The sequence below is a fragment of the Cellulosimicrobium funkei genome (genome assembly GCF_001019615.1).
Classification (GTDB): Bacteria; Actinomycetota; Actinomycetes; order Actinomycetales; family Cellulomonadaceae; genus Cellulosimicrobium; species Cellulosimicrobium cellulans_E.
Window position 1 is genome coordinate 114,429 of record NZ_JNBQ01000001.1, and the last position, 19,723, is coordinate 134,151.

Annotated in this window: 12 protein-coding genes; 3 read left to right on the forward strand and 9 right to left on the reverse strand. The window is 72.4% G+C overall.

Annotated features, from left to right (window positions below; genetic code table 11):
- Positions 1–157 precede the first annotated feature (157 nt).
- Together FB00_RS00555 and FB00_RS00560 are read left to right on the forward strand one after the other, a co-directional pair.
- Positions 158–1,219 (forward strand): ParA family protein, encoded by a 1,062-nt coding sequence (locus tag FB00_RS00555; RefSeq protein WP_156186242.1) that lies wholly within the window; start codon positions 158–160, stop codon positions 1,217–1,219.
- Positions 1,216–2,616 carry a ParB/RepB/Spo0J family partition protein gene (locus tag FB00_RS00560; protein ID WP_047230900.1) on the forward strand — a complete coding sequence of 467 codons (1,401 nt, stop codon included), beginning with the start codon at positions 1,216–1,218 and terminating at the stop codon, positions 2,614–2,616. The genes FB00_RS00555 and FB00_RS00560 overlap by 4 nt, the downstream gene beginning before the upstream one ends.
- Positions 2,617–5,293: 2,677 nt before the next feature.
- Here the strand turns inward: FB00_RS00560 and FB00_RS00565 are convergent.
- From FB00_RS00565 to FB00_RS00600, 8 genes are all read right to left on the reverse strand, one after another.
- Positions 5,294–6,214, reverse strand: coding sequence for a D-alanine--D-alanine ligase family protein (locus FB00_RS00565; protein ID WP_047231208.1), 921 nt, complete (start codon positions 6,212–6,214; stop codon positions 5,294–5,296).
- Positions 6,215–6,418: 204 nt separating this feature from the next.
- On the reverse strand, positions 6,419–7,771 hold the full coding sequence (locus FB00_RS00570) for a PLP-dependent aminotransferase family protein (protein ID WP_082140820.1): 1,353 nt from the start codon (positions 7,769–7,771) through the stop codon (positions 6,419–6,421).
- Between the two features lie 79 nt (positions 7,772–7,850).
- On the reverse strand, positions 7,851–8,183 hold the full coding sequence (gene trxA / locus FB00_RS00575) for a thioredoxin (RefSeq protein WP_047230902.1): 333 nt from the start codon (positions 8,181–8,183) through the stop codon (positions 7,851–7,853).
- Between the two features lie 46 nt (positions 8,184–8,229).
- Complete coding sequence (gene trxB, locus FB00_RS00580) at positions 8,230–9,258, reverse strand: thioredoxin-disulfide reductase (protein ID WP_047230903.1); 1,029 nt, start codon at positions 9,256–9,258, stop codon at positions 8,230–8,232.
- Between the two features lie 195 nt (positions 9,259–9,453).
- Positions 9,454–11,310 (reverse strand): protein kinase family protein, encoded by a 1,857-nt coding sequence (locus tag FB00_RS00585; protein WP_231581650.1) that lies wholly within the window; start codon positions 11,308–11,310, stop codon positions 9,454–9,456.
- Positions 11,311–11,416: 106 nt separating this feature from the next.
- Positions 11,417–13,333, reverse strand: coding sequence for a murein biosynthesis integral membrane protein MurJ (gene murJ, locus FB00_RS00590; protein ID WP_231581651.1), 1,917 nt, complete (start codon positions 13,331–13,333; stop codon positions 11,417–11,419).
- Entirely contained in the window at positions 13,330–15,678 is a 2,349-nt protein-coding gene (locus FB00_RS00595) for a DUF6049 family protein (RefSeq protein WP_047230905.1), read from the reverse strand. Before FB00_RS00595 ends, murJ begins: the two co-directional genes overlap by 4 nt.
- On the reverse strand, positions 15,675–16,394 hold the full coding sequence (locus FB00_RS00600; RefSeq protein ID WP_082140821.1) for an NUDIX hydrolase: 720 nt from the start codon (positions 16,392–16,394) through the stop codon (positions 15,675–15,677). The genes FB00_RS00595 and FB00_RS00600 overlap by 4 nt, the downstream gene beginning before the upstream one ends.
- A 171-nt stretch (positions 16,395–16,565) precedes the next feature.
- Between FB00_RS00600 and FB00_RS00605 the strand changes: the two genes are divergently transcribed.
- Entirely contained in the window at positions 16,566–17,999 is a 1,434-nt protein-coding gene (locus FB00_RS00605; protein ID WP_144425579.1) for a CCA tRNA nucleotidyltransferase, read from the forward strand.
- Positions 18,000–18,110: 111 nt separating this feature from the next.
- Here the strand turns inward: FB00_RS00605 and FB00_RS00610 are convergent, their stop codons facing one another.
- Positions 18,111–19,649, reverse strand: a complete 1,539-nt coding sequence (locus FB00_RS00610; RefSeq protein ID WP_231581652.1) for an MDR family MFS transporter — start codon at positions 19,647–19,649, stop codon at positions 18,111–18,113.
- Between the last annotated feature and the right edge of the window lie 74 nt (positions 19,650–19,723).

The following is a 19,723-nucleotide window of genomic DNA, read 5'->3' on the forward strand; positions in this document are numbered from 1 at the left end:
CGGCGCATGCTGGGACGCGACGACGGAGAGGATGAGACGCGTGACGGAAAGCCCTGTCGACCCTGGAGGACCTCAGGATCGGTCGGCGACGTCGCTCTCCCGGGACGGGGGAGGGGCTCGGAACTCCGGGAGTGAGGACGACCGGAGAGCAGCCCTGATGGCGAGCCTGCCGGTCACGGACGAGTCGACACCGCTCGCCGCTCAGCTCGCCGAGGACGCCAGGCGCCGCATCGACCTCCAAGGCCGCCGCTTCCCACGTCCGGCGTCGACGCGCATCATCACGGTGGCGAACCAGAAGGGCGGCGTGGGGAAGACCACGACGACGGTGAATCTCGCTGCCGGTCTCGCCCTGGCGGGGCTCAACGTGCTCGTGATCGACAACGATCCTCAGGGCAACGCATCGACCGCGCTCGGCGTCGAGCACCGCGCCGGGACCCCGTCGGTCTACGAGGTCCTGGTCGACGGCGATCCGCTCGCCAGCGCGGTTCAGCAGTGCCCTGACATCCCGACGCTGTGGTGTGTACCGGCGACGATCGACCTCTCGGGCGCGGAGATCGAACTGGTCTCCCTCGTTTCACGTGAAACACGGCTCCGCCGCGCTCTGGACGAGTACCTGGCAGCGCGGGAGCGTGAGGGCCTGGCACCTATCGACTATGTCCTGGTCGACTGCCCGCCCAGCCTGGGCCTTCTCACCGTGAATGCCTTCGTCGTCGGTCGGGAGGTGCTCATCCCGATCCAGTGCGAGTACTACGCGCTCGAGGGACTGAGCCAGCTCCTGAAGACGATCGAGCTCATCAAGTCGCACCTCAACCCCGGCCTGCATGTCTCGACGATCCTGCTGACGATGTACGACGGGCGAACCAATCTCGCGCAGCAGGTGGCGGCAGAGGTGCGCGAGCACTTCCCTGACCAGACCTTGCGGACGACCGTGCCGCGCTCGGTGCGCATCTCAGAGGCCCCGAGCCACGGGCAGACGGTGATGACCTACGATCCGGGCTCGACGGGTGCGCTCGCGTATCTCGAGGCAGCACGTGAACTGACGCACCGCGGAGCGAACAGGCCTGCCGATCGCGAGCTGGGTGCGCCCGCAGGGCAGGATGCGGCTCTCGAGCACGGCGACGATCCCGAGACTGCCCCTGTGCCCGAGGCGGTCCGAACCGAACATGAGTTTGCCGGCACCATCGGTGGTCCCGGCCTGCGGCAGGAGGAACTGCGATGAGCGAGAAGCGTCGAGGGCTCGGCCGGGGGCTCGGGGCTCTCATTCCGACCAGCTCAGAGGGGAAGCGACCGGTAGACGTCTTCTTTCCGAGCCCGACGACTGAGGAGCCCGCGACCGACGCGCTGAACGAGGGCGCTTCCGCAGGTGACGGGGGCGGGAAGGGGTCGGCCGAGAGCGGGACGCAGGGCACTCCTGTCGTCACCCTTGTCGCGGAGGCCGGCTCAGGTCCTGCGGACCTGGACTCTCTGACATCGCTCTCGGCTCATGACCTCGCCGAGCTGGAAGCCGTGAGCGCGGGAGACGATGGTGCGCTCGGCCGGAGTGACGACGAGCCGGCGCGGCCCAGGGAGCACGACAGCGCGGAGGGGACCGAGCAGAGCACCGAGGGTGCGCCTTCGATCCGTGACGATGCCGCGAGCGTCGTTTCACGTGAAACGACGAGCGCCACGACGGATGGCGTGGACACGCCGGGCGAGGGGATCGCGAAGTCGCCTCGGGCGGATCCCCGCGGCGAGCCCACCCCCAGCACCGAGGAGTGGATGGGGAGCGCGGCTGAGGACCTCGTACCGGTCCCCGGCGCACGATTCGCCGAGGTGCCGACCGCGTCCATCCGTCCGAATCCACGCCAGCCACGCACGGTCTTCGACGAGGGGGATCTCGACGAGCTCGTCGGTTCGATCCGTGAGATCGGCGTTCTTCAACCCATCGTCGTTCGACCCGTCCCCGGGGAGGACGGTTCCTTCGAGCTGATCATGGGGGAGCGGAGGTGGCGCGCGACGCAGGCCGCCGGACTCGACGTGATTCCCGCGATCATCCGCGAGACAGATGACGCTGACCTGCTGCGCGACGCACTGCTCGAGAACCTGCACCGGAGCGCCCTCAATCCCTTGGAGGAGGCGGCAGCGTACCGCCAGCTCCTCGACGACTTCGGATGCACGCACGAGGAGCTCGCTGAACGCATCTCTCGGAGTCGCCCGCAGATCTCCAACACTTTGAGGCTTCTGCGACTCCCACCCCTGGTCCAGCGGCGGGTCGCGGCGGGCGTTCTCTCCGCTGGTCATGCGCGCGCGCTCCTGGGTCTCACCGACGGTGCGGAGATCGAGCGCCTCGCCCAGAGGATCGTGGCTGAGGGGCTCTCGGTCCGTGCAACCGAGGAGATCGTCGCGATGGGCGGTCTGGACGGCGAAAGGCGTGCGCCGCGCGCGCCGCGCGCGGGTCAGCGCTCCGCTGCGATCGACGAGCTCGCTCATCGCCTCTCCGACCGCTTCGAGACGCGCGTGAAGGTCGACCTCGGCAAGAACAAGGGGCGCTTGACCGTCGAGTTCGCCTCGGTCGAGGACCTGAACAGGATCCTCGACGTGATGGCGCCCGACGACCCGGGCCTTCTCCGCAAGTAGCGATCCCAGTCGGGCGCTCTTAGCGCAGCGCACGTCCGAAGCCGATACCGGGACTGTCGTGAGGTGCTCGCCCGCACCCGCGGCAGTCCCGGTCGCATGTTCGCCGCTCTCGCCGGGGGAGGGTGTGCACTTCTTCCTTCGAGCGCGAGCGGTGCGGCCGACGAAGTCTTCCACGTGAAGCGGCGACTGGGGGCGGCCGCCGCGTCCCGCTCGCGTGTGCTCGAAACCGACATTGCCTGGGCCGGCCCGACGCCCCGGGCACGTACCGACGCCGTTCGTGCCGGTGGGTCATCGCTTTCAGCCAGCCCTGCGCTCCACGCGACCTACCGCTCGGTCTGCGGGCACATGATGGCGAGGCCGCCCCCCGCAACGTTTCACGTGAAACGCGCTCCTACCGCTGGACGGGGCCTGTGCGCCGGCGAGGACTCCAGGGGCAACGCACTCGCGGAGTCGTCGTCACCCACGGAGTGAGGAGGGAGGCCGCAGAAGCTCGAAACGGCGCGTGGGCCTCACGGCATGATTCGAGCCGGAGTACGTCGCGCGACCCGCACCGTAGTTGATTCCGCGCTGGGTACTTCGCGGAGGGCCGCGCATCCGGTGACGGTCTCGCGGCGCATGACGATCTCGATACCGCATGACGATCTCGACATCACGTGACGATCTGGACAACACGTGACGGTCTCGCGTCGCTGAGTCAGGCTGTATCCGTGATGGCGCGCCGTTCGCCAGATGTCAGGACAGTGTGAACTGCGGGCGGCGGAGAGCACGGTGTCGGAGACCACAAACCCGTCCGCTGTTTCACGTGGAACTACGTGGCGGAGAGCCGCGCGCGGAGGGGCCGTTTCACGTGAAACAGTCCGGCGGTGCCCGCTGACCGATGACGAGGCGTCCCGCGGCACGGGGCCTTCCGACGCACTCGGGTTCCCTGGCTCTCTGCGGGGGGAGGGGTACACGCAAGCGCTGGCGCCCGGTCTCTACGGGGCGGGGACTTCGGCGCGCGGGCCCCGCTCGGTCCGTGCTCATCGCTAACGGCATCAGCGCTCAGGGCAGCGACCGACGGCAGCCGCCACACGGCCCCCAAGCTCTGGTCCACGTCCGTACAAGTGCCCGAGAGAGCGCCAGAGCACGCACTAGTGCCGGAGCTTAAGCCGGGGTCTGCCATCGGGCCGGTGTCTGAACCTGAGCCTGCGCCCCCAAACTGGGCCGCGTCTGGACTAGTGCTGCGCCTGAAAACTGAGCCGCGTCTGAACTGGTGCCTCGACCGAACTACCGCCCGAGAGCGAAACCAGGCCTGAAGTCACGTCACCCTCCCCTATCTAAGCCCCAGTCCGAGGGAGGCCGCGTCCGGGCCTGAGCCGGGTGTCCGAGCCCAAGCCGGACCTCGTGTCCGAACGAGCGCCTGCGTTCGAGCCCATGCCTGATCCGGTCGAACCAACCCGGTCCCGCGCGGCGCACTGTCGCGCCGTGCGCCGTCCCGCTTCGACCACAGGGAGCTCATCGAACCGTGGAAGCGCGTGACGGGTGAGCAACCTCTGCGGTGACGTTCGTGTGGAATCTGGCAGACGAGTTCGCCCCGGACGAGCGATCCGCAGCACGACGCGGCGCGGCGGACGGATGAGTGGTGTTCATCCGGGACGGTGGGGGCGCCTGATGAGGAAGTCCTCTCGGCGAATCGGCTCGCGCCACGGCACGGGACGCTCGCGCCACAGCACGGGACAGAGTGGCATCGGGCCGCCGGGTGGCGTCGCCACCGGAAGAACGGGTCATGTCCCGGGAACCCTGGGGCTCTGGGCGAGGCCATGGTGCGTCGTCATGTGGTCGGCATGTTCACCGAGGCTCCGCGGATGAGATGCGGCTCACCGTCCGGATCGTCTGCAAGAGCCACGCTGACGCGAGCACGTCCGCGGTCGATCGCGCGACCGATGACCGCCCCCAGGTTTTCTGGACCGACGCGATGCGTGTCCCTTCTTCCTCCCCACGGACCGTGGTCGCCTGGTGTGCGGTACGAGATCAGGGGAGAGGGCGTCGGCAAGGATCGATGAGGCCTGAGGTCAGGAGCATGCGCCGGACCGTGGGGGCGATGGACCCGCGGCCCGGTTGACCGGACGGTGAGCTGTCGTGACCACGACGTGTGTGGGCGTCGGCGGGGACGATCCTGTCGGCCGGGTCGAGCACCGTCGGCCCGAGGAGCGTGACGTGGGGCGGGATCGACCATGCGTCGGGGGAGGCGTGTCTCCGGATGTCCGCGGCGAGGACCAGCCGGGAGCCGAGTCCTTCACGACGCTCCGGCGACGGCGGAGCCCCGCAGAGACCCGAACGACCGAAGAAGACGACCGACGAGCACCACCAGGCAAGAAAGACCGATCGATCAATGCCAGTGATCAAGAGCCGTGACCGAGACCAGGCGATGACCACGAGAAGGCCAGCACCGAGCAGGCAGCACCAGGCGGGCAGCACCAGGCGGGCAGCACGAGGTGGGCAGCACCAGGCGAGCACGACGAGCGAGCAAGACCCAGCGAGGCGTACCAGGTAAGCAGGGCCACGACACGGCAGTACGAAACGACGGAGATCAGGAACCGCGGCGTGGGAGCGAGGACCGCCGACCCGTCGAGCCTTCGCTAGTTCGACGTTTCACGTGAAACGGCGACCGGCAGCACGGAAATCCCACCGTAGCCGCTCAATGTCGCACGTGGGCGTTGACGAGTGATCGGTAGAGGTGACCGAGGTCGAGCCCAGCGGCACGTGCCGCCTGGGGGAGGAGCGACGTCTCGGTCATGCCGGGTGCGACGTTGACCTCGAGGAACTGCACAACGCCGTCCTGGTCGAGGATCACGTCGGTACGTGACAGGTCGCGCAGGCCGAGCGCGACGTGAGCGCGGACGGCGACCTCGCGGACGATGCCGAGCACGTCGCCGTCCAGGCGGGCGGGAGCGAAGTACTCGGTTCGTCCGGGGTTGTATCGCGCGTCGAAGTCGTACGGACCGGCGGTGACGATCTCGACAGGCGGCAGCGCCTCAGGACCGTGGCCGAGGTCGACGACGCTGACCGCGAGCTCCACGCCGCGCACGGCGCGCTCGATCAGGGCGACGTCGCCGTACGCGAAGCAGTCGACCATGGCTCGGGGGAGCTGGTCGGCACGCTCGACGAGGGTCACGCCAAGTGCCGATCCGCCATGGGTCGGCTTGACGACGAGGGGGAGACCGAGGCGCGCGACGACGGCGTCCAGGACGGGCTGGGCGCCGAGCTCCCTGAACAGGCTCTGCGGCAGGGTCACGTACTCGGGTGAGCACAGGCCGGCTCCGAGCACCACGCTCTTCGCGACGGGCTTGCTCCAGGCTGCACGACTCTCCCGCGGCCCGGTGCCCACGTAGGGAACCCCGACCAGCTCGAGCACGTCGCGGATCGAGCCGTCCTCGCCGCTCGCGCCGTGCAGGAGCGGCCACACGACGTCGGGGCGCGTCGCGGCGAGGAACGGGAGGAGGTCGGCGTCGACGTCGTGGATCGTCACCTCGAGACCGGCGGCACGCAGGCTCTCGGCGACGCGGCGCCCGGACCGCAAGGAGACCTCGCGCTCGTGGGAGAGGCCACCGGCGAGGATCGTGACGTGCCCGCCCGGGGGGACGGCGTCGTCGGGCCGGAGAAGGTGAAGGTGCTGGTCAGGGCGCTGCGCGTCGGTCCGGGCTGTGGTGGCAGCCTCACCCGTGGCCGCCGGGGTACCCGTGGTCGTGTCCACTGTTGACGGACTCCTGTTCGGTGCCGGCGTCGCCCGGTGAGGGCCGGCTCGGCGTCGTGGTGAGGTGCTTCAGGCCAGGTTGGGCGAGGGGTTCTCGACGTCCGTGAGGTCAGGGTCGAGCTCGGCGTTGGTCCCGAAGATCTCGACGAGCTCCTGCTCGGCGTTGACGACCCCGGCGAGGCGTCGGACTCCCTCTCGGATCCGCTCGGGGGTCGGGAAGCAGTAGGACAGGCGAACGTGGCTCGAGCCGGTGCCGTCGGCGTAGAAGGCGGTACCCGGCACGTAGGCCACGCGTGCCGTGACGGCGCGCGGAAGCATCGACCGTGCGTCGAGGCCCTCCGGGAGCTGGACCCAGGTGTAGAAGCCGCCGTCGGGCACGGTCCAGCGGGCCGAGGGGAGATGCTCGGAGAGCGCACCGATCATGGCGTCCCGGCGTTCCCGGTAGAGCTCGCGGAACTGCTTGATCTGCCCCTTCCAGTCGCACGTGTCGAGGTACGCGGCGATCGCGAGCTGCGAGGCGTTCGACGGGCAGAGGATGGCGGACTCGCTCGCGAGGACGAGCTTCTCGCGGACCGCGTGGGGTGCGACGACCCAGCCGACGCGGTATCCCGGGGCGAAGGTCTTGGAGAACGACCCGAGGTACAGGACGCCGTCCTCGTCGAGCGAGCGCAGCGCAGGGAGTGTCTGTCCGTCGAAGCCGAGGAGGCCGTAGGGGTTGTCCTCGATGACCAGGACGCCGTAGCGCTGCGCGATCTCCAGGATGCGCGGTCGGCGCTCCGCGGTGAGGGTGACCCCGGCGGGGTTGTGGAAGTTCGGCACGGTGTAGAGCAGCTTGACGCGGCGACCGTCCGCGGCGAGGCGGGCAAGCGTCTCCTCCAGCGCCTCAGGGACGAGGCCGTGCTCGTCGAGGGGCACGTGCACGACGTCCGCCTGATACGAGCGGAACACGCCGAGCGCCCCGACGTAGCTCGGCGCCTCGGCCACGACGACGTCGCCGGGGTCGACGAAGATCCTCGTCACGAGGTCGAGCGCCTGCTGCGACCCCGTCGTGACGACGACGTCGTCGGGGTGGCACTCGATCCCCTCGAGCCGGACGACGTCGAGGATCCGCTCGCGCAGCGTCTCGTCACCCTGCCCGGAGCCGTACTGGAGGACCGTGGCACCACGCGTCGCGACGAGGCGCTGCATCGTGTCGGCGATCTGGTCGAGGGGGAGTCCTTCGAGGTACGGCATGCCGCCGGCGAGCGAGACGACCTCGGGTCGGTTCGCCACGGCGAACAGCGCTCGGATCTCCGACGCTCGCATCCCGTGCGCTCGCTCTGCGTAGGCACCGAACCACGGGTCGAGGCGGGTGCCGCTGGGAGCGGGCTGCTGCGGGGGAGTCGTCGGTCCAGTCACGACCCCCAGTGTCGCACGGGGCATCGGGGGATCCCGTGAAGACGCCGGAGGGCGGACCGCGGTGCTCGCGGTCCGCCCTCCGGCGGCGTGGTGGTGGCGCGGGTCAGACGCTCGTGGCGAGCACGGCGTCGATCTCCTCGGTGAGCGCCCGCTTGGGGCGCGCCCCGATGATCGACTTCTGGAGCTCGCCGCCCACGTAGACGTTCAGCGTGGGGATGGAGACGATGCCGTAGGCGCCGGTCGTCTCGGGGTTCGCGTCCGTGTCGAGCTTGGCGATCTTGATCTTGCCGTCGTACTCCTCGGCGAGCTCTTCGAGGATCGGCGCGACCTGGCGGCACGGGCCGCACCACGTCGCCCAGAAGTCGACGAGGACGGGGACCTCGGACTCGAGGACCTCGGCACGGAAGGTGTCGTCGGTGACCGGAACGGTCGGCATGGTTGACCTCCTGCAGTAGGACTCGGTGGGAGTGAGGGACGCTGGTTCAGGCCTGGAGCTCGGCGAGCGCCTCGGGCAGCTCGTCCGGGTTCGGCGTGCTCGGCGTGCCGGCGAGGTCCGCCAGGCCGGCGGCGTCGGCCAGCTCGGTGAGGTAGCGCTGCGCGTCGAGCGCGGCGGCGCACCCCGAGCCGGCCGCGGTGATGGCCTGGCGGTAGGTGTGGTCGACGGCGTCGCCGCACGCGAACACGCCCTCGAGGTTGGTCGCGGTGGTGCGCCCGACGACCTGGATGTAGCCCTCGTCGTCCAGGTCGATCTGACCCCTGACGAGCTCGGTGCGGGGCTCGTGACCGATCGCGACGAACAGGCCGGTCGCGGGCAGCTCGCGCTCCTCGCCCGTCACGGTGTCGCGCAGCGTGAGCGCCTCGACCTTGTTCTCGCCGCCGATGCCGGCGACCTCGCTGTTCCAGGCGAAGTCGATCTTGGGGTCGTTGAGCGCGCGGTCGGCCATGATCTTCGACGCGCGCAGCTCGTCGCGGCGGTGGACGAGGGTGACCTTCTCGGCGAACCGGGTGAGGAACGTCGCCTCCTCCATCGCGGAGTCGCCGCCGCCGACGACGGCGATGTGCTGGTCACGGAAGAAGAACCCGTCGCACGTCGCGCACCAGGACACCCCGCGCCCGGACAGGCGCTTCTCGTCGTCCAGGCCGAGCTCGCGGTAGGCGGACCCGGTCGCGAGGATGACCGCGCGGGCGCGGTACGTCTCGCCGTTGCCCGTCACGACGGTCTTGATCGGCCCCTCGAGGTCGAGCAGCGTGGCGTCGTCCCACTCGATGCGCGCGCCGAACCGCTCGGCCTGCTTGCGCATGTTCTCCATGAGGTCCGGGCCCATGATCCCGTCGGGGAAGCCGGGGAAGTTCTCGACGTCCGTCGTGTTCATGAGCGCACCGCCGGCGGTCACGGAGCCCGCGAGCACGAGCGGGGCGAGCCCCGCGCGCGCCGCGTAGATCGCCGCGGTGTACCCCGCGGGACCGGACCCGACGACGATCAGGTTCTGGACGGCAGACTGCTCGGTCACGTGCTCTCCTCGATGCTCGGTGCGTGGCGGCCGACCACGCGAGAGTGTGAACGCCGCCGAGGCGGCTTCTGTTCCACGGTACGGGTGTTCGCCACGCTACGGGGCACCGGCGCACGGCGCGTGTGCCGTCCATGCACCGTGGGTCGGCGACGGTAGGACCGGACGGGACCGACGGTCACCCGTCCCCGGGGAGCGTCAGGAGACGAGGATCTCGTTGATCTCCGCGCGGAACTCACCGGCCGGGTTCTGCGGCAGCTCGGTGAACCACAGCACGATCGACTCCGCCTCGACCGGCTGGTCGAACGTGAACTCCGCGCCGGGCGACAGCGGTCCCTTCGCGAGGACGGTGCCCTCGGTGGGGGCGTCCGGGCTCGTCGCCCGGATCTCGACGTTGCCGCCGGTCGTCGCCGTGTCGATAACGACCGTCGAGACGGGCGCCTTCTCCTCGAGCGTGACGGCGAACCCGATCCCCGAGCGCAGGCCCGCGAAGTCCGCCGCGTTGTACCGGCGCGAGATCCAGGTCGTGTCGGGCTGCTGGTCGTAGGCGAGCGGCGCGAGCTCGGGGTGCTCGCCGTCGTTGTTGCCCGAGGCGTCGCCCTCGGGGTCCAGGGCCTGGCCCGACGCGATCACGGGCCGGACCTCCGTCGGCGGAGCGGCCTGCTCGCCGTCCGCGGTGCCCTCTCCGCCCTCGGACGGAGCCTCCGACCCCTCGCCCGTCGGTTCCTCGCTCGTCTGGAGCGCGGGTCCGAACCCGTCGAACGCGGTGTTCACCGCCCACACGACGCCCCACACGACGAGGCCCAGGACGAGGACGAGGACGATCGGGGTGGCGTTGAACCGGCGCGGTCCGCGCCGGCGTGGCGCGGGCTCGCTCCAGGCCTGCGGCGCCTCGGTGGTCGGGGGCACGGGCGGCGGTGCGGCCGCGTACTGGACGGGCGCGGTCCCGGTGTCGTAGCCCACGGGGGGCGGGGGCACCGCGTAGGCCGCGGTCGCCGGGTCCGGCGCAGGCGGCGGGACCGCTGCCGTGGCGCCCGTGGCGACCCCGGCGGCGTACGCGACGCCCGGACCGGCGGAGCCCGGCACGTCCCCCACGCGGTGGATGCGCCCCGTCGTCGGGCGTCGGACCGGTGGTGCGGGCGGCGGCGTCCCCGGAGGCGCGCTCGTCGCACCGTCGAACGCCGTGCGGACGGACTGGCGGCTCACGCCAGCTGTCGCGGGCTGCACGAACGACGGCAGTGCCGCGACGACCGAGACCTCGCCCCAGGGCTCGACCGCGCCGACGACGTCGGCGGGGGAGCGGGGCGCGTCGCCCGCGGGCGGAGCCGTCCACTCCTCGACCGTGCCGTGGGTGCCCGCGAAAGCCTCGGCGCAGAGCGTGTCCAGCTCCGCGGGGACGTCCGGGCGGACGGCGGAGAGCGGGAGGACCCCGTCGCCCGCGCGCTGCGCGGGAAGGGGGTGGATGGCGTCGGGGGCGATCCACGGGACGTCCAGGGACGGCCCGGCCCAGCGCGCCGTCATCGCGTAGTAGAGGAGCGCGACGAGCCCGACGGCGTCCGTGCGCGACGTCAGGTCGGCGTCGTGCTGGTCGTGGCCCGCGACGCCGGCGTCGAGCCCGAGGCCCGTGACGAGGACCCGGCTGCCGTCGACGCGGAGCGCGTCGGGCCGGAGCGCGAGGTGGTGGACCCCCCGCCGCCGGGCGACCTCGAGCGCGGCCGCGGCCTCGCCGACGATCGCGCGTGCCTGCTGCGGGTCGACGATGCCGCCCGCGACGACCTCGCTCAGCGTGATGCCCGTGTACCGCTCGGTCACGACGTACGCGCCGCCGTCCTCCGTCCCGACGTCGAGGACGCGCGTCAGGCGCGGGTCGACGACGAGCGCGGCGCGCCGCGCGGAGTCGAGGGCGTCGGCGACGTGCGGACCGGAGACCAGCGAGATCCGGACGGGACGGTCGAGGATCTGGTCGTGCGCCGACCATGCGGTGACGTCCGACAGGTCGGACGTGAGCTGCTCGTCGAGCCGGTAGCGCGCGACGAGCAGTGTTCCTGGGGCCACGCCGTTCACCGGACCTCCTCCGTGGGACTCGTGGTCGACACACCATGGTACGCGGGCCCTGATTGCCCGCGTATCACCCGATTGCGGCCCGGCGGCCGCGCGCCGCTCACCGTCGCACGAGCCGTCGGACGCGTCCCACGATCGGACCGGCGAGCTGGTCGAGCTCGCGCACGCGCATGAGCTTGAGCCCGCCCGCGTAGACGGCCGTCATCACGGCCCCGGCGACGGACACCACGACGACGGCCTGCCACCACGAGAGCCCGTAGATGCCGTCCGGGCCGTCGCCGGTGAGGACGACGAAACCCCGCAGCACGCCCCAGCCCGCGACGCCGCTGACGAGCGCGGCGATCCCGGCCTTGACGTGCAGGCGCAGGATCCGGGCGCCGTCGAGCCCGCGGAGCGTGCGTCGTAGCCCGACGGTCCGCAGCGCGACGGCCACGAGGTTGGACACGCTCATCGCGAGGCCGATGCCCACGACCCAGAGCTGGGGTGCCAGCACCTGCGTCGCGAGCCAGGACACGCCGACGAGCACGAGCGTGCCCGGCACCTGGATCCAGAAGACGGTCCGGCCGTCCTCGAACGCGTAGTAGACCCACTTCATGAGCACCATGCCGCCCAGGGGGACGAGCCCGAGCGCCATGGCGCGCAGCACCTCGGAGACGGCCTCGCCGGACGCGGCGTCGACGGAGGGGACGAGCAGCTTGGTGATCGGCAGGGCGAGGACGACCAGCACGACGGTCGCGAAGACGGTGAAGACCCCGACGGTGCGCACGCCGCGCGAGAGGTCGTGCCGGACGCGCGCGAGGTCGCCCTCGTGCGCCGCGGCGCTCATGCCCGTGAAGAGCGCCGTCGCGATCGACACCGTCACGAGCGAGTGGGGCAGCAGGTAGATCATGAGCGCCTGCGTGTAGGCGGCGTTGCCCGCCACGGCGAGGGCTCCCGAGAACGCGTCGGGCGCGCCCGTGATCAGCCCGGTGACCGCACCGAGCGTCCCGGGGTCGTCGCGGTAGGGCCCGAACGTCTGCGCGAGCGCCGCGCGGGGTGCCTCGCTCGCGAAGCGTGTGGTGAACAGGACCCCGACCTGCTCGAGGAGGACGGCCGCGAACGTCCACAGCGCCACCTGGCCCGCGGACCGCAGGCCGATGCCGTGCAGGCCGAACCGGAGGTGCCAGCGGAAGCCGGCCCGCCACAGCGGGACGACGAGGATGAGCGCCTGCGCGGCGACCCCGAGCGTCGCGGTGCCGGCCAGCAGCGCGATCTTGGGCCCGTCCCACTGCGTGAGGTCGTCGACGTTCCCCGTGGCCGCGGGGCCGTAGATCGCGATGAACGCCGCGAACCCGACGATCGACACGACGTTGTTGAGCACCGGTGCCCACATGAAGGGTCCGAACTGGCCCCGCGCGTTGAGCACCTGCCCGAGGAGCGTGTACAGCCCGTAGAAGAAGAGCTGTGGCGTGCACCAGAAGGCGAAGGCGACGGCGAGCGACGTCTGCGGTGCCGTCCACCCCGGCCCGGTGTAGAGCGCGACGAGGATGCTCGACCCCGCCGTGAGCAGCGCCGAGAGCGCGACCAGCACGACGCCGGAGAGCGTGAGCAGCTTGTCGAGCCGCTCCTGGGTGTTGCGCGCACGATAGGCGCGGACGATCTGCGGCACGAGGACGGCGTTGAGGACGCCGCCCGCGAGGATCGCGAAGAGGACGTTGGGGATCTTGTTCGCGACGTCGAACGCGTCCGCGACCAGGCCCGTGGTCCCGATCGCGGCCACGAGGAGGACGTTGCGGACGAGCCCGAGGCCGCGCGAGACGAACGTGCCCGACGCCATGAGCGCGGACGAGCGGCCGAGGCCGCCCGCGCGGCGGGCGGGCGCCTCCGTGGCCCCGGCCTCGGCGGTCTCGTCCGGGGTGCCCGACGCCGCCGGGTCGCCCGGGAGCGCCCCGGACGGGACGACGTCGCGCGTCGTGCCGGGACGCGTGCCGTGCCCGGCGCCCGGGGGCCGGACGTGCCGCGGCTGGTCGGGGCTCACTCGACGCGCTCCTCGTCCCGACGGGCGGGCTGCGCCGACGGCGTCTGGTCCTGCGCGGGCGGCGCCGGCTGGTCCACCGTGGCGCCCGCCAGACGGCGGGGCGAGCGGCCGCGGCGCACCGTGCGCCAGATCCCCGCCACCAGCGCGAGGACCAGGAGCACCGCCACGACCACGGTGCCCACCGACTCCCAGTCGGCGCGCACGCGCACGACGAACTCCTGCGGCTCCGCGACGCGGACCTGGGGCTGCGCCGCGCTGACGAGCTCCACCTCCACCGTGACGTTCCCGCTCCCGAACCCCTCGACGGGCACGCCGACGCTCGTCTCGGCCGCGACCAGGTCGCCGTCGGCGTCCCGGGTGGCGGCCGGGATCGTCACGGTCCGGCGCTCCGGTGCGCGCAGCCGCGGGTCGTCCGGCCGGAGCACGACCTCGACCGTCGCCTCCTGCTCGAGGGTGCTGCGCACCCGGACGGGGAGGTCCTCCTGCTCGGCCACGAAGAGGAACGGAGCGCGCGTCTCCACGGAGAGGGTGCCCCGGACGGCGGCGGACCGTTGCTCGGCGTGCTGGACGGCGAGCACGCGCGAGGGCTGCGCGGCGCGGAACGCGACGGCGGTCGGGGTGACGAAACCGGGCTCGAGCGGGCGCGTGATCGTCGCGGGATCGGTGGCGACGGTCGCGAAGGCGGCGAGGTCCGCGCGCGACCGGTCGAGAGCACGGAGCTGGGCGACGGTGATCTCGCCCTCGCCCACGACGTCGTCCGGCAGCGTCGTCCGCTCGACGGCGGGCGGCGCGGACGCCAGGAGGTCGTCCACCGGGGCCAGGTCGACCCAGGGAGCCGCGCGGAGAGCGTCGAGCCGTGCCGTGAAGAGCGTCGGCTCCGCCTCCCAGCTCCGGGGCAGGGCGATGACGACGTGGCGCTGCTCCGCAGGGCGTTCGCGGGCGATCACGGCCGTCTCGGCGAGGATCCGCTGTGTCGCCGTGACACCCGAGCCGTCGCCGGCCGACAGGAGGGCGGTCAGCACCGCGTCCGCGACGAGCGCCTTCACGGGCCCGGCGGTCGTCGCGATCTCGGCGACGCCGGACGGCGTGTAGGTCAGCGACTCGTCCGGGACGAGCCCGCCGGGACCGACGACGGTCGCGGTCGCGCCCGACGCCGCGGCGAGCGTCGTCGTGGCCAGGTCGGGGACGGCGTCGCCCGGCCAGGCGAGGTCGGTCCGCCACGACGCCGTCGGGTCGGCAGCGGCGTCGGGCGTCTCGTCCGTGGCAGCCGCGTCGTCCTCCGTCGCGTCGCCGTCCGTCGCCTCGCCGTCCGTCGCCTCGCCGAGGGTCTCGTCGTCGGTCGTCGGGTCCTCGGTCGTCGGTTCGGTCGCGGCCGGTAGCGGGGTGCCCTCCGGCAGTGCGAGACCGGCGTGCGCGAATGCCGCGACGTCCGGGTCGTAGGCGCGCAGCGCGAACGCCGACCGGCCGGCGGCGGCGGCGCTCACGGCGTCGGCCCAGGCGTTCACGGCCGGGTCGCCGGCTCCCGTCGCCGCGGCGAGCAGGGCCGGGTCGGCGACCCACGCGACCTCCGGCGCGCTACCGGTCGCCGCCAGCAGGCGCCCGAGGCGACCGTCCGTCGCCACCGCGGCCGAGAGCGCGTCGTCGTACGCCTGGGGGTCGGGGTCCACCGGCGGGCCGGTCAGGGCGGCGACCACGCTCAGGCGCAGCGGGGTCACCTCGCCCGACGGCTCCCAGAGGACGAAGGTGCGTTGGACGGCCTGGCGTGCGCCGCCGTCGGACACCGTGAGGGAGATGCCGCGCGGGCCCCAGTCGCTGCCCGCGTGCAGGTCGAGCTCCGCGACGGGGACGGTGAGCGTCGTCTCCGCCGTCGCACCCGGAGCGAGGGCCCCGAGGTCCTCGCCGGTGACGCGGACCCCGACGCGACCGTCGAGCCCGATCGTCGTCCAGCTCTCGAGCGCCGACCGGGTGCTCAGCACCCGCCGGTCGATGCCGAGCGCCACCACGGGCGACCCGAGCGTCTCCGCGGTCCCGTTGGTCACGCGCGCGGTCACGGTGAGCGTGTCGCCCGGGCCGAGGACGGTCGGCTGGAGCGACGAGACCTCGAGCGTCACCGCGTCCTCGGTCTCGGCCGCAGTGCTCGTCGAGGTGCTCGTCGAGGCGCTCGTCGAGGTGCGCGTCGTCGTGCTCGCCGTCACGCCGAACGCCGCGCCGGCACCGCCGAGGACGACGCCGACGGTCAGGACCAGCAGGGCGACCAGGGTGACGAGGAGGTGAGCGGACCTGCCGAGGAGCGGAGCCGACGCGGCGCCGCCGGGGCGCGCGCCGCTGCTGGGGGAGGGCGTCATGAGTGGTCGGTCGAGCTCCGTGGGGCGGGCGGTGCCGGGCCGCCACGGCCGTCGTGCGGACGGCCGGGCGAGCGGACGATCGTCCGGGTCACCCTACTCTCGACCACCCCGTGGAACCGCGCCGGCCTGCCCTCGAGGACGCTCTGCGCGACGGCGGCGATCCGGCGCTCGTTGGGGTAGGCGAGCCGGTCGGGCAGGTCCGCCACGGGGATCCACGCGACGTCCTCGGCCTCCCCGTCCGGGTCGCCCTCGACCGTGAGGTAGCCGCCCGTCGCGCGCAGCAGGAAGTGGTGGACGACCTTGTGCACGCGGCGGTCGTCGCCGGTGAACCAGTAGTCGATGACACCCAGCGGCTCCTGCACCGCCCCCTGGATGCCCGTCTCCTCCGCGATCTCGCGGACCGCGGCCTGCTCCGGCGTCTCGTCGCCCTCGAGATGGCCCTTGGGCAGGCACCACTCGAGGCGTCCTCCCCGGTTGCGCCGGGCGATGATCGCCGCACAGAGGTCGCCGCCCGCGACCGTGACGACGAGCCCGCCGGCCGAGACCTCGTCGACCACGGGCAGCGGCGGCGGCGCGGGGGCCGTGCGCGAGCGCGGGTCGATGCGCAGGGCGTGCCCGCCGGGCGGCGCGGGGACCGGGAGGGGCTGCCCGCGACCGCTGTCACGCCCGCCCGCCGGATCCCTCCGGGGCTCGTCGGCGTGCGCAGGGGTGGACATGTCCCAACTTTACCGAGTGGACGTCGGCTCCCCGGGACCGGCTCCCCGGTGCGGGCGTCGCATCTGGCAGGCTTGGGTGTCGTGCCCCAGCCTTCGTCGCCCCAGCCGGCGCCCCAGCCGACATCGCAGCCGACGCCGCAGTCGCTCGAGCTCCAGCGCCGCGCCCTCGCCGTGCTCACCGAGATGGCACCCGCGGCGATCGAGCTCGGCGAGGCGTTCCGTGCCGCCGGTCACGAGCTCGCGCTCGTGGGCGGGCCCGTCCGCGACGCGTTCCTCGGGCGGGCGAGCAACGACCTCGACTTCGCCACGTCCGCGTCGCCCGACGAGACCGAGGCGCTCCTCGCGCGCTGGGGCGACGCGCACTGGGACATCGGCAAGGAGTTCGGGACGATCGGCGCGAAGCGCTTCGGCCGTGGAGGGCCCGGGGACGACCTCGTCGTCGAGGTGACGACGTACCGCACCGACGAGTACGACCCGACGTCGCGCAAGCCCGTCGTCGCGTTCGGCGACACGCTCGAGGGCGACCTGTCGCGCCGGGACTTCACCGTGAACGCGATGGCGGTGCGCGTCCCGGAGATGACGTTCGTCGACCCGTTCGACGGCCTCGACGACCTCGCACGCCGCGTGCTGCGCACGCCGATCGCCCCCGAGCGGTCGTTCGACGACGACCCGCTGCGCATGATGCGCGCCGCGCGGTTCGCGGCCCAGCTGGGGTTCGACGTCGACGGCGGGACGCTCGCCGCGCTCGTCCTCATGACCGAGCGCATCGAGATCGTGTCCGCCGAGCGCGTGCGGGACGAGCTGTCGAAGCTGCTGTGCGCGGCGTCCCCGCGTCGCGGGCTCGAGGTGCTCGTGGACACGGGCCTCGCGGACCACGTGCTGCCCGAGCTCCCCGCGCTCAAGCTCGAGATCGACGAGCACCACCGGCACAAGGACGTGTACGAGCACTCGCTCACGGTCCTCGACCAGGCGATCGCGCAGGAGACCGGGCCCGACGGCGCGGTCCCGGCACCCGACCTCGTGCTCCGGCTGGCCGCGCTGCTGCACGACGTCGGCAAGCCGCCGACGCGGCGCTTCGAGTCGGGGGGCGGCGTGAGCTTCCACCACCACGAGGTCGTCGGCGCCAAGATGGTCGCCAAGCGCCTCAAGGCGCTGCGGTACGACAAGCAGGTCGTCAAGGACGTCGCGCGGCTCGTCGAGCTGCACCTGCGGTTCCACGGCTACGGCGACGGCGCCTGGACCGACTCCGCGGTGCGCCGGTACGTGACCGACGCCGGTCCGTTGCTTGAGCGGCTGCACCGCCTCACGCGCGCCGACTGCACGACGCGGAACCGGCGCAAGGCGCAGCGGCTGCGCGAGTCGTACGACGACCTCGAGCGCCGCATCGCGGACCTCCAGGAGAAGGAGGAGCTCGACGCCGTCCGCCCGGACCTCGACGGCCAGCAGATCATGGCGATCCTGGGGATCCGGCCGGGACCGGTGGTGGGGAAGGCGTACAAGCACCTGCTCGAGCTGCGCCTGGACCGCGGCCCCGTCGACGAGGAGACGGCACGCGCGGACCTCCTGGCCTGGTGGGCCAACCAGCCGGAGTCGTCGACGTCCTGAGATTGGTCTGCGCTGGGCCGAGCTCGACATGGGTGCCGTTATCGGGCTGATAACGGCACCCATGTCGTGTTCGAGGGCGCATGACGTCGTGGTCGACGCCGCGGTGACGGGTCAGACGTCGTCCGTGGCCAGTGCGGCCTCGACCTTGACATCCTCGACCGGCGCGTCCTGCGTGCGGTCCTGCGCGGGGCCGTGGCCCGGGCCGTGGACCTGCGGCGCGGGGCGGCGCAGGAGGAACGAGAGGCCCACGGCCACGAGCATGACTGCCGTGCCCCAGACGAACGCGTCACCGACGCCCTCGGCCAGCGCGGCCTGCGGCGACGCGCCCGCCTCGCCGTAGGCGATGGAGCGGGTCGTCATGACGGCGACGAACATGGCGGTGCCGGCGGCGCCCGCGAGCTGCTGCACGGTGCCGATCGAGGCCGACCCGTGCGAGTACTGGTGCGGCTCGAGCGCCGAGAGCGCGGACGTGAACAGCGGCGTGAACATGAACGCGAGGCCCAGGCTCAGCGTGACGTGCAGCGCAAGGACGAACCACGGCGACGAGTCCGCGTGGATCGTCGTGAACGCCGCGAGAGCGACGGCGACGACGCTCACGCCGGGGATGACGAGCGGGCGCGGGCCCACCCGGTCGTAGAGGCGGCCGACGGTCGGGCCGAGCAGACCCATGAGGAGCCCGCCGGGGAGCACGATGAGACCGGTCGCGAGCGGCTCGAGACCCATCGCGTCCTGGAGGAACAGCGGCAGGAGGATGAGGGACCCGAACATGGCGACCATGCCGACCGCCATGATGCCGAGCGGCACGCTGAACCCGCGGTGCGTGAACACGCGGAGGTCGAGCAGCGCGCGGTCCTCGCGCTGGAGGACGAGCTGGCGCCACACGAACGCGCCGAGCGCGAGGGCACCGAACGCGATGGGCACGGCCGGCGGCACGACGGGCGTGTGGCGCGCCGCCTCGCCGATGCTCGAGAGCCCGTAGACGAGCCCGCCGAAAGCGAACGCCGCGAGGACGAGCGAGAACGGGTCGAGCCGCGAGTGCGTACGGTCGGCGACGTCCCGGATGTACAGGAAGCCGAGGACGAGTGCGACGAGCGCGATGGGGAGCACGATCCCGAACACCCACCGCCAGCTCAGCGAGTTGAGGATGAGGCCGGAGAGCGACGGGCCGAGCGCGGGCGCCGCGGCCATGACGATCGAGATGTTCCCCATGACCTTGCCGCGGATCGTCGGCGGGACGAGGGTCATGATCGTCGTCATGAGCAGCGGCATCATGATCGCCGTGCCCGAGGCCTGCACGACGCGGCCGGTGAGGAGCCACGCGAAGCCGGGCGAGACCGCCGCGAGCAGGGTGCCGGCGCTGAACAGCGACATCGCGAGCAGGTAGGCCCCACGCGTGCCGAGGCGCTGGAGCAGGAACCCGGTCGCCGGGATGACGACCGCCATCGTCAGCATGAACGCGGTCGTCAGCCACTGCCCGGTGCTCGCCGTGATGCCGAGGTCCTCCATGAGCGGTGCCAGCGCGACGCTCATGGTCGTCTCGTTGAGGATCACGACGAACGCGGAGCCGAGCAGCAGCGCGATGACGAGGAAGTCCGCCCGGGGGAGCCGGTCGACGGGTGCCGAGGTGTCGTGGGTGGGGGAGGCTGTCACGGGGGTCTCCGCTCGCGTCGGTGGCGGCCCGGGCACATGGTCGAACCCGGTCGGGGCAGGGCGGGCTGCGTGGG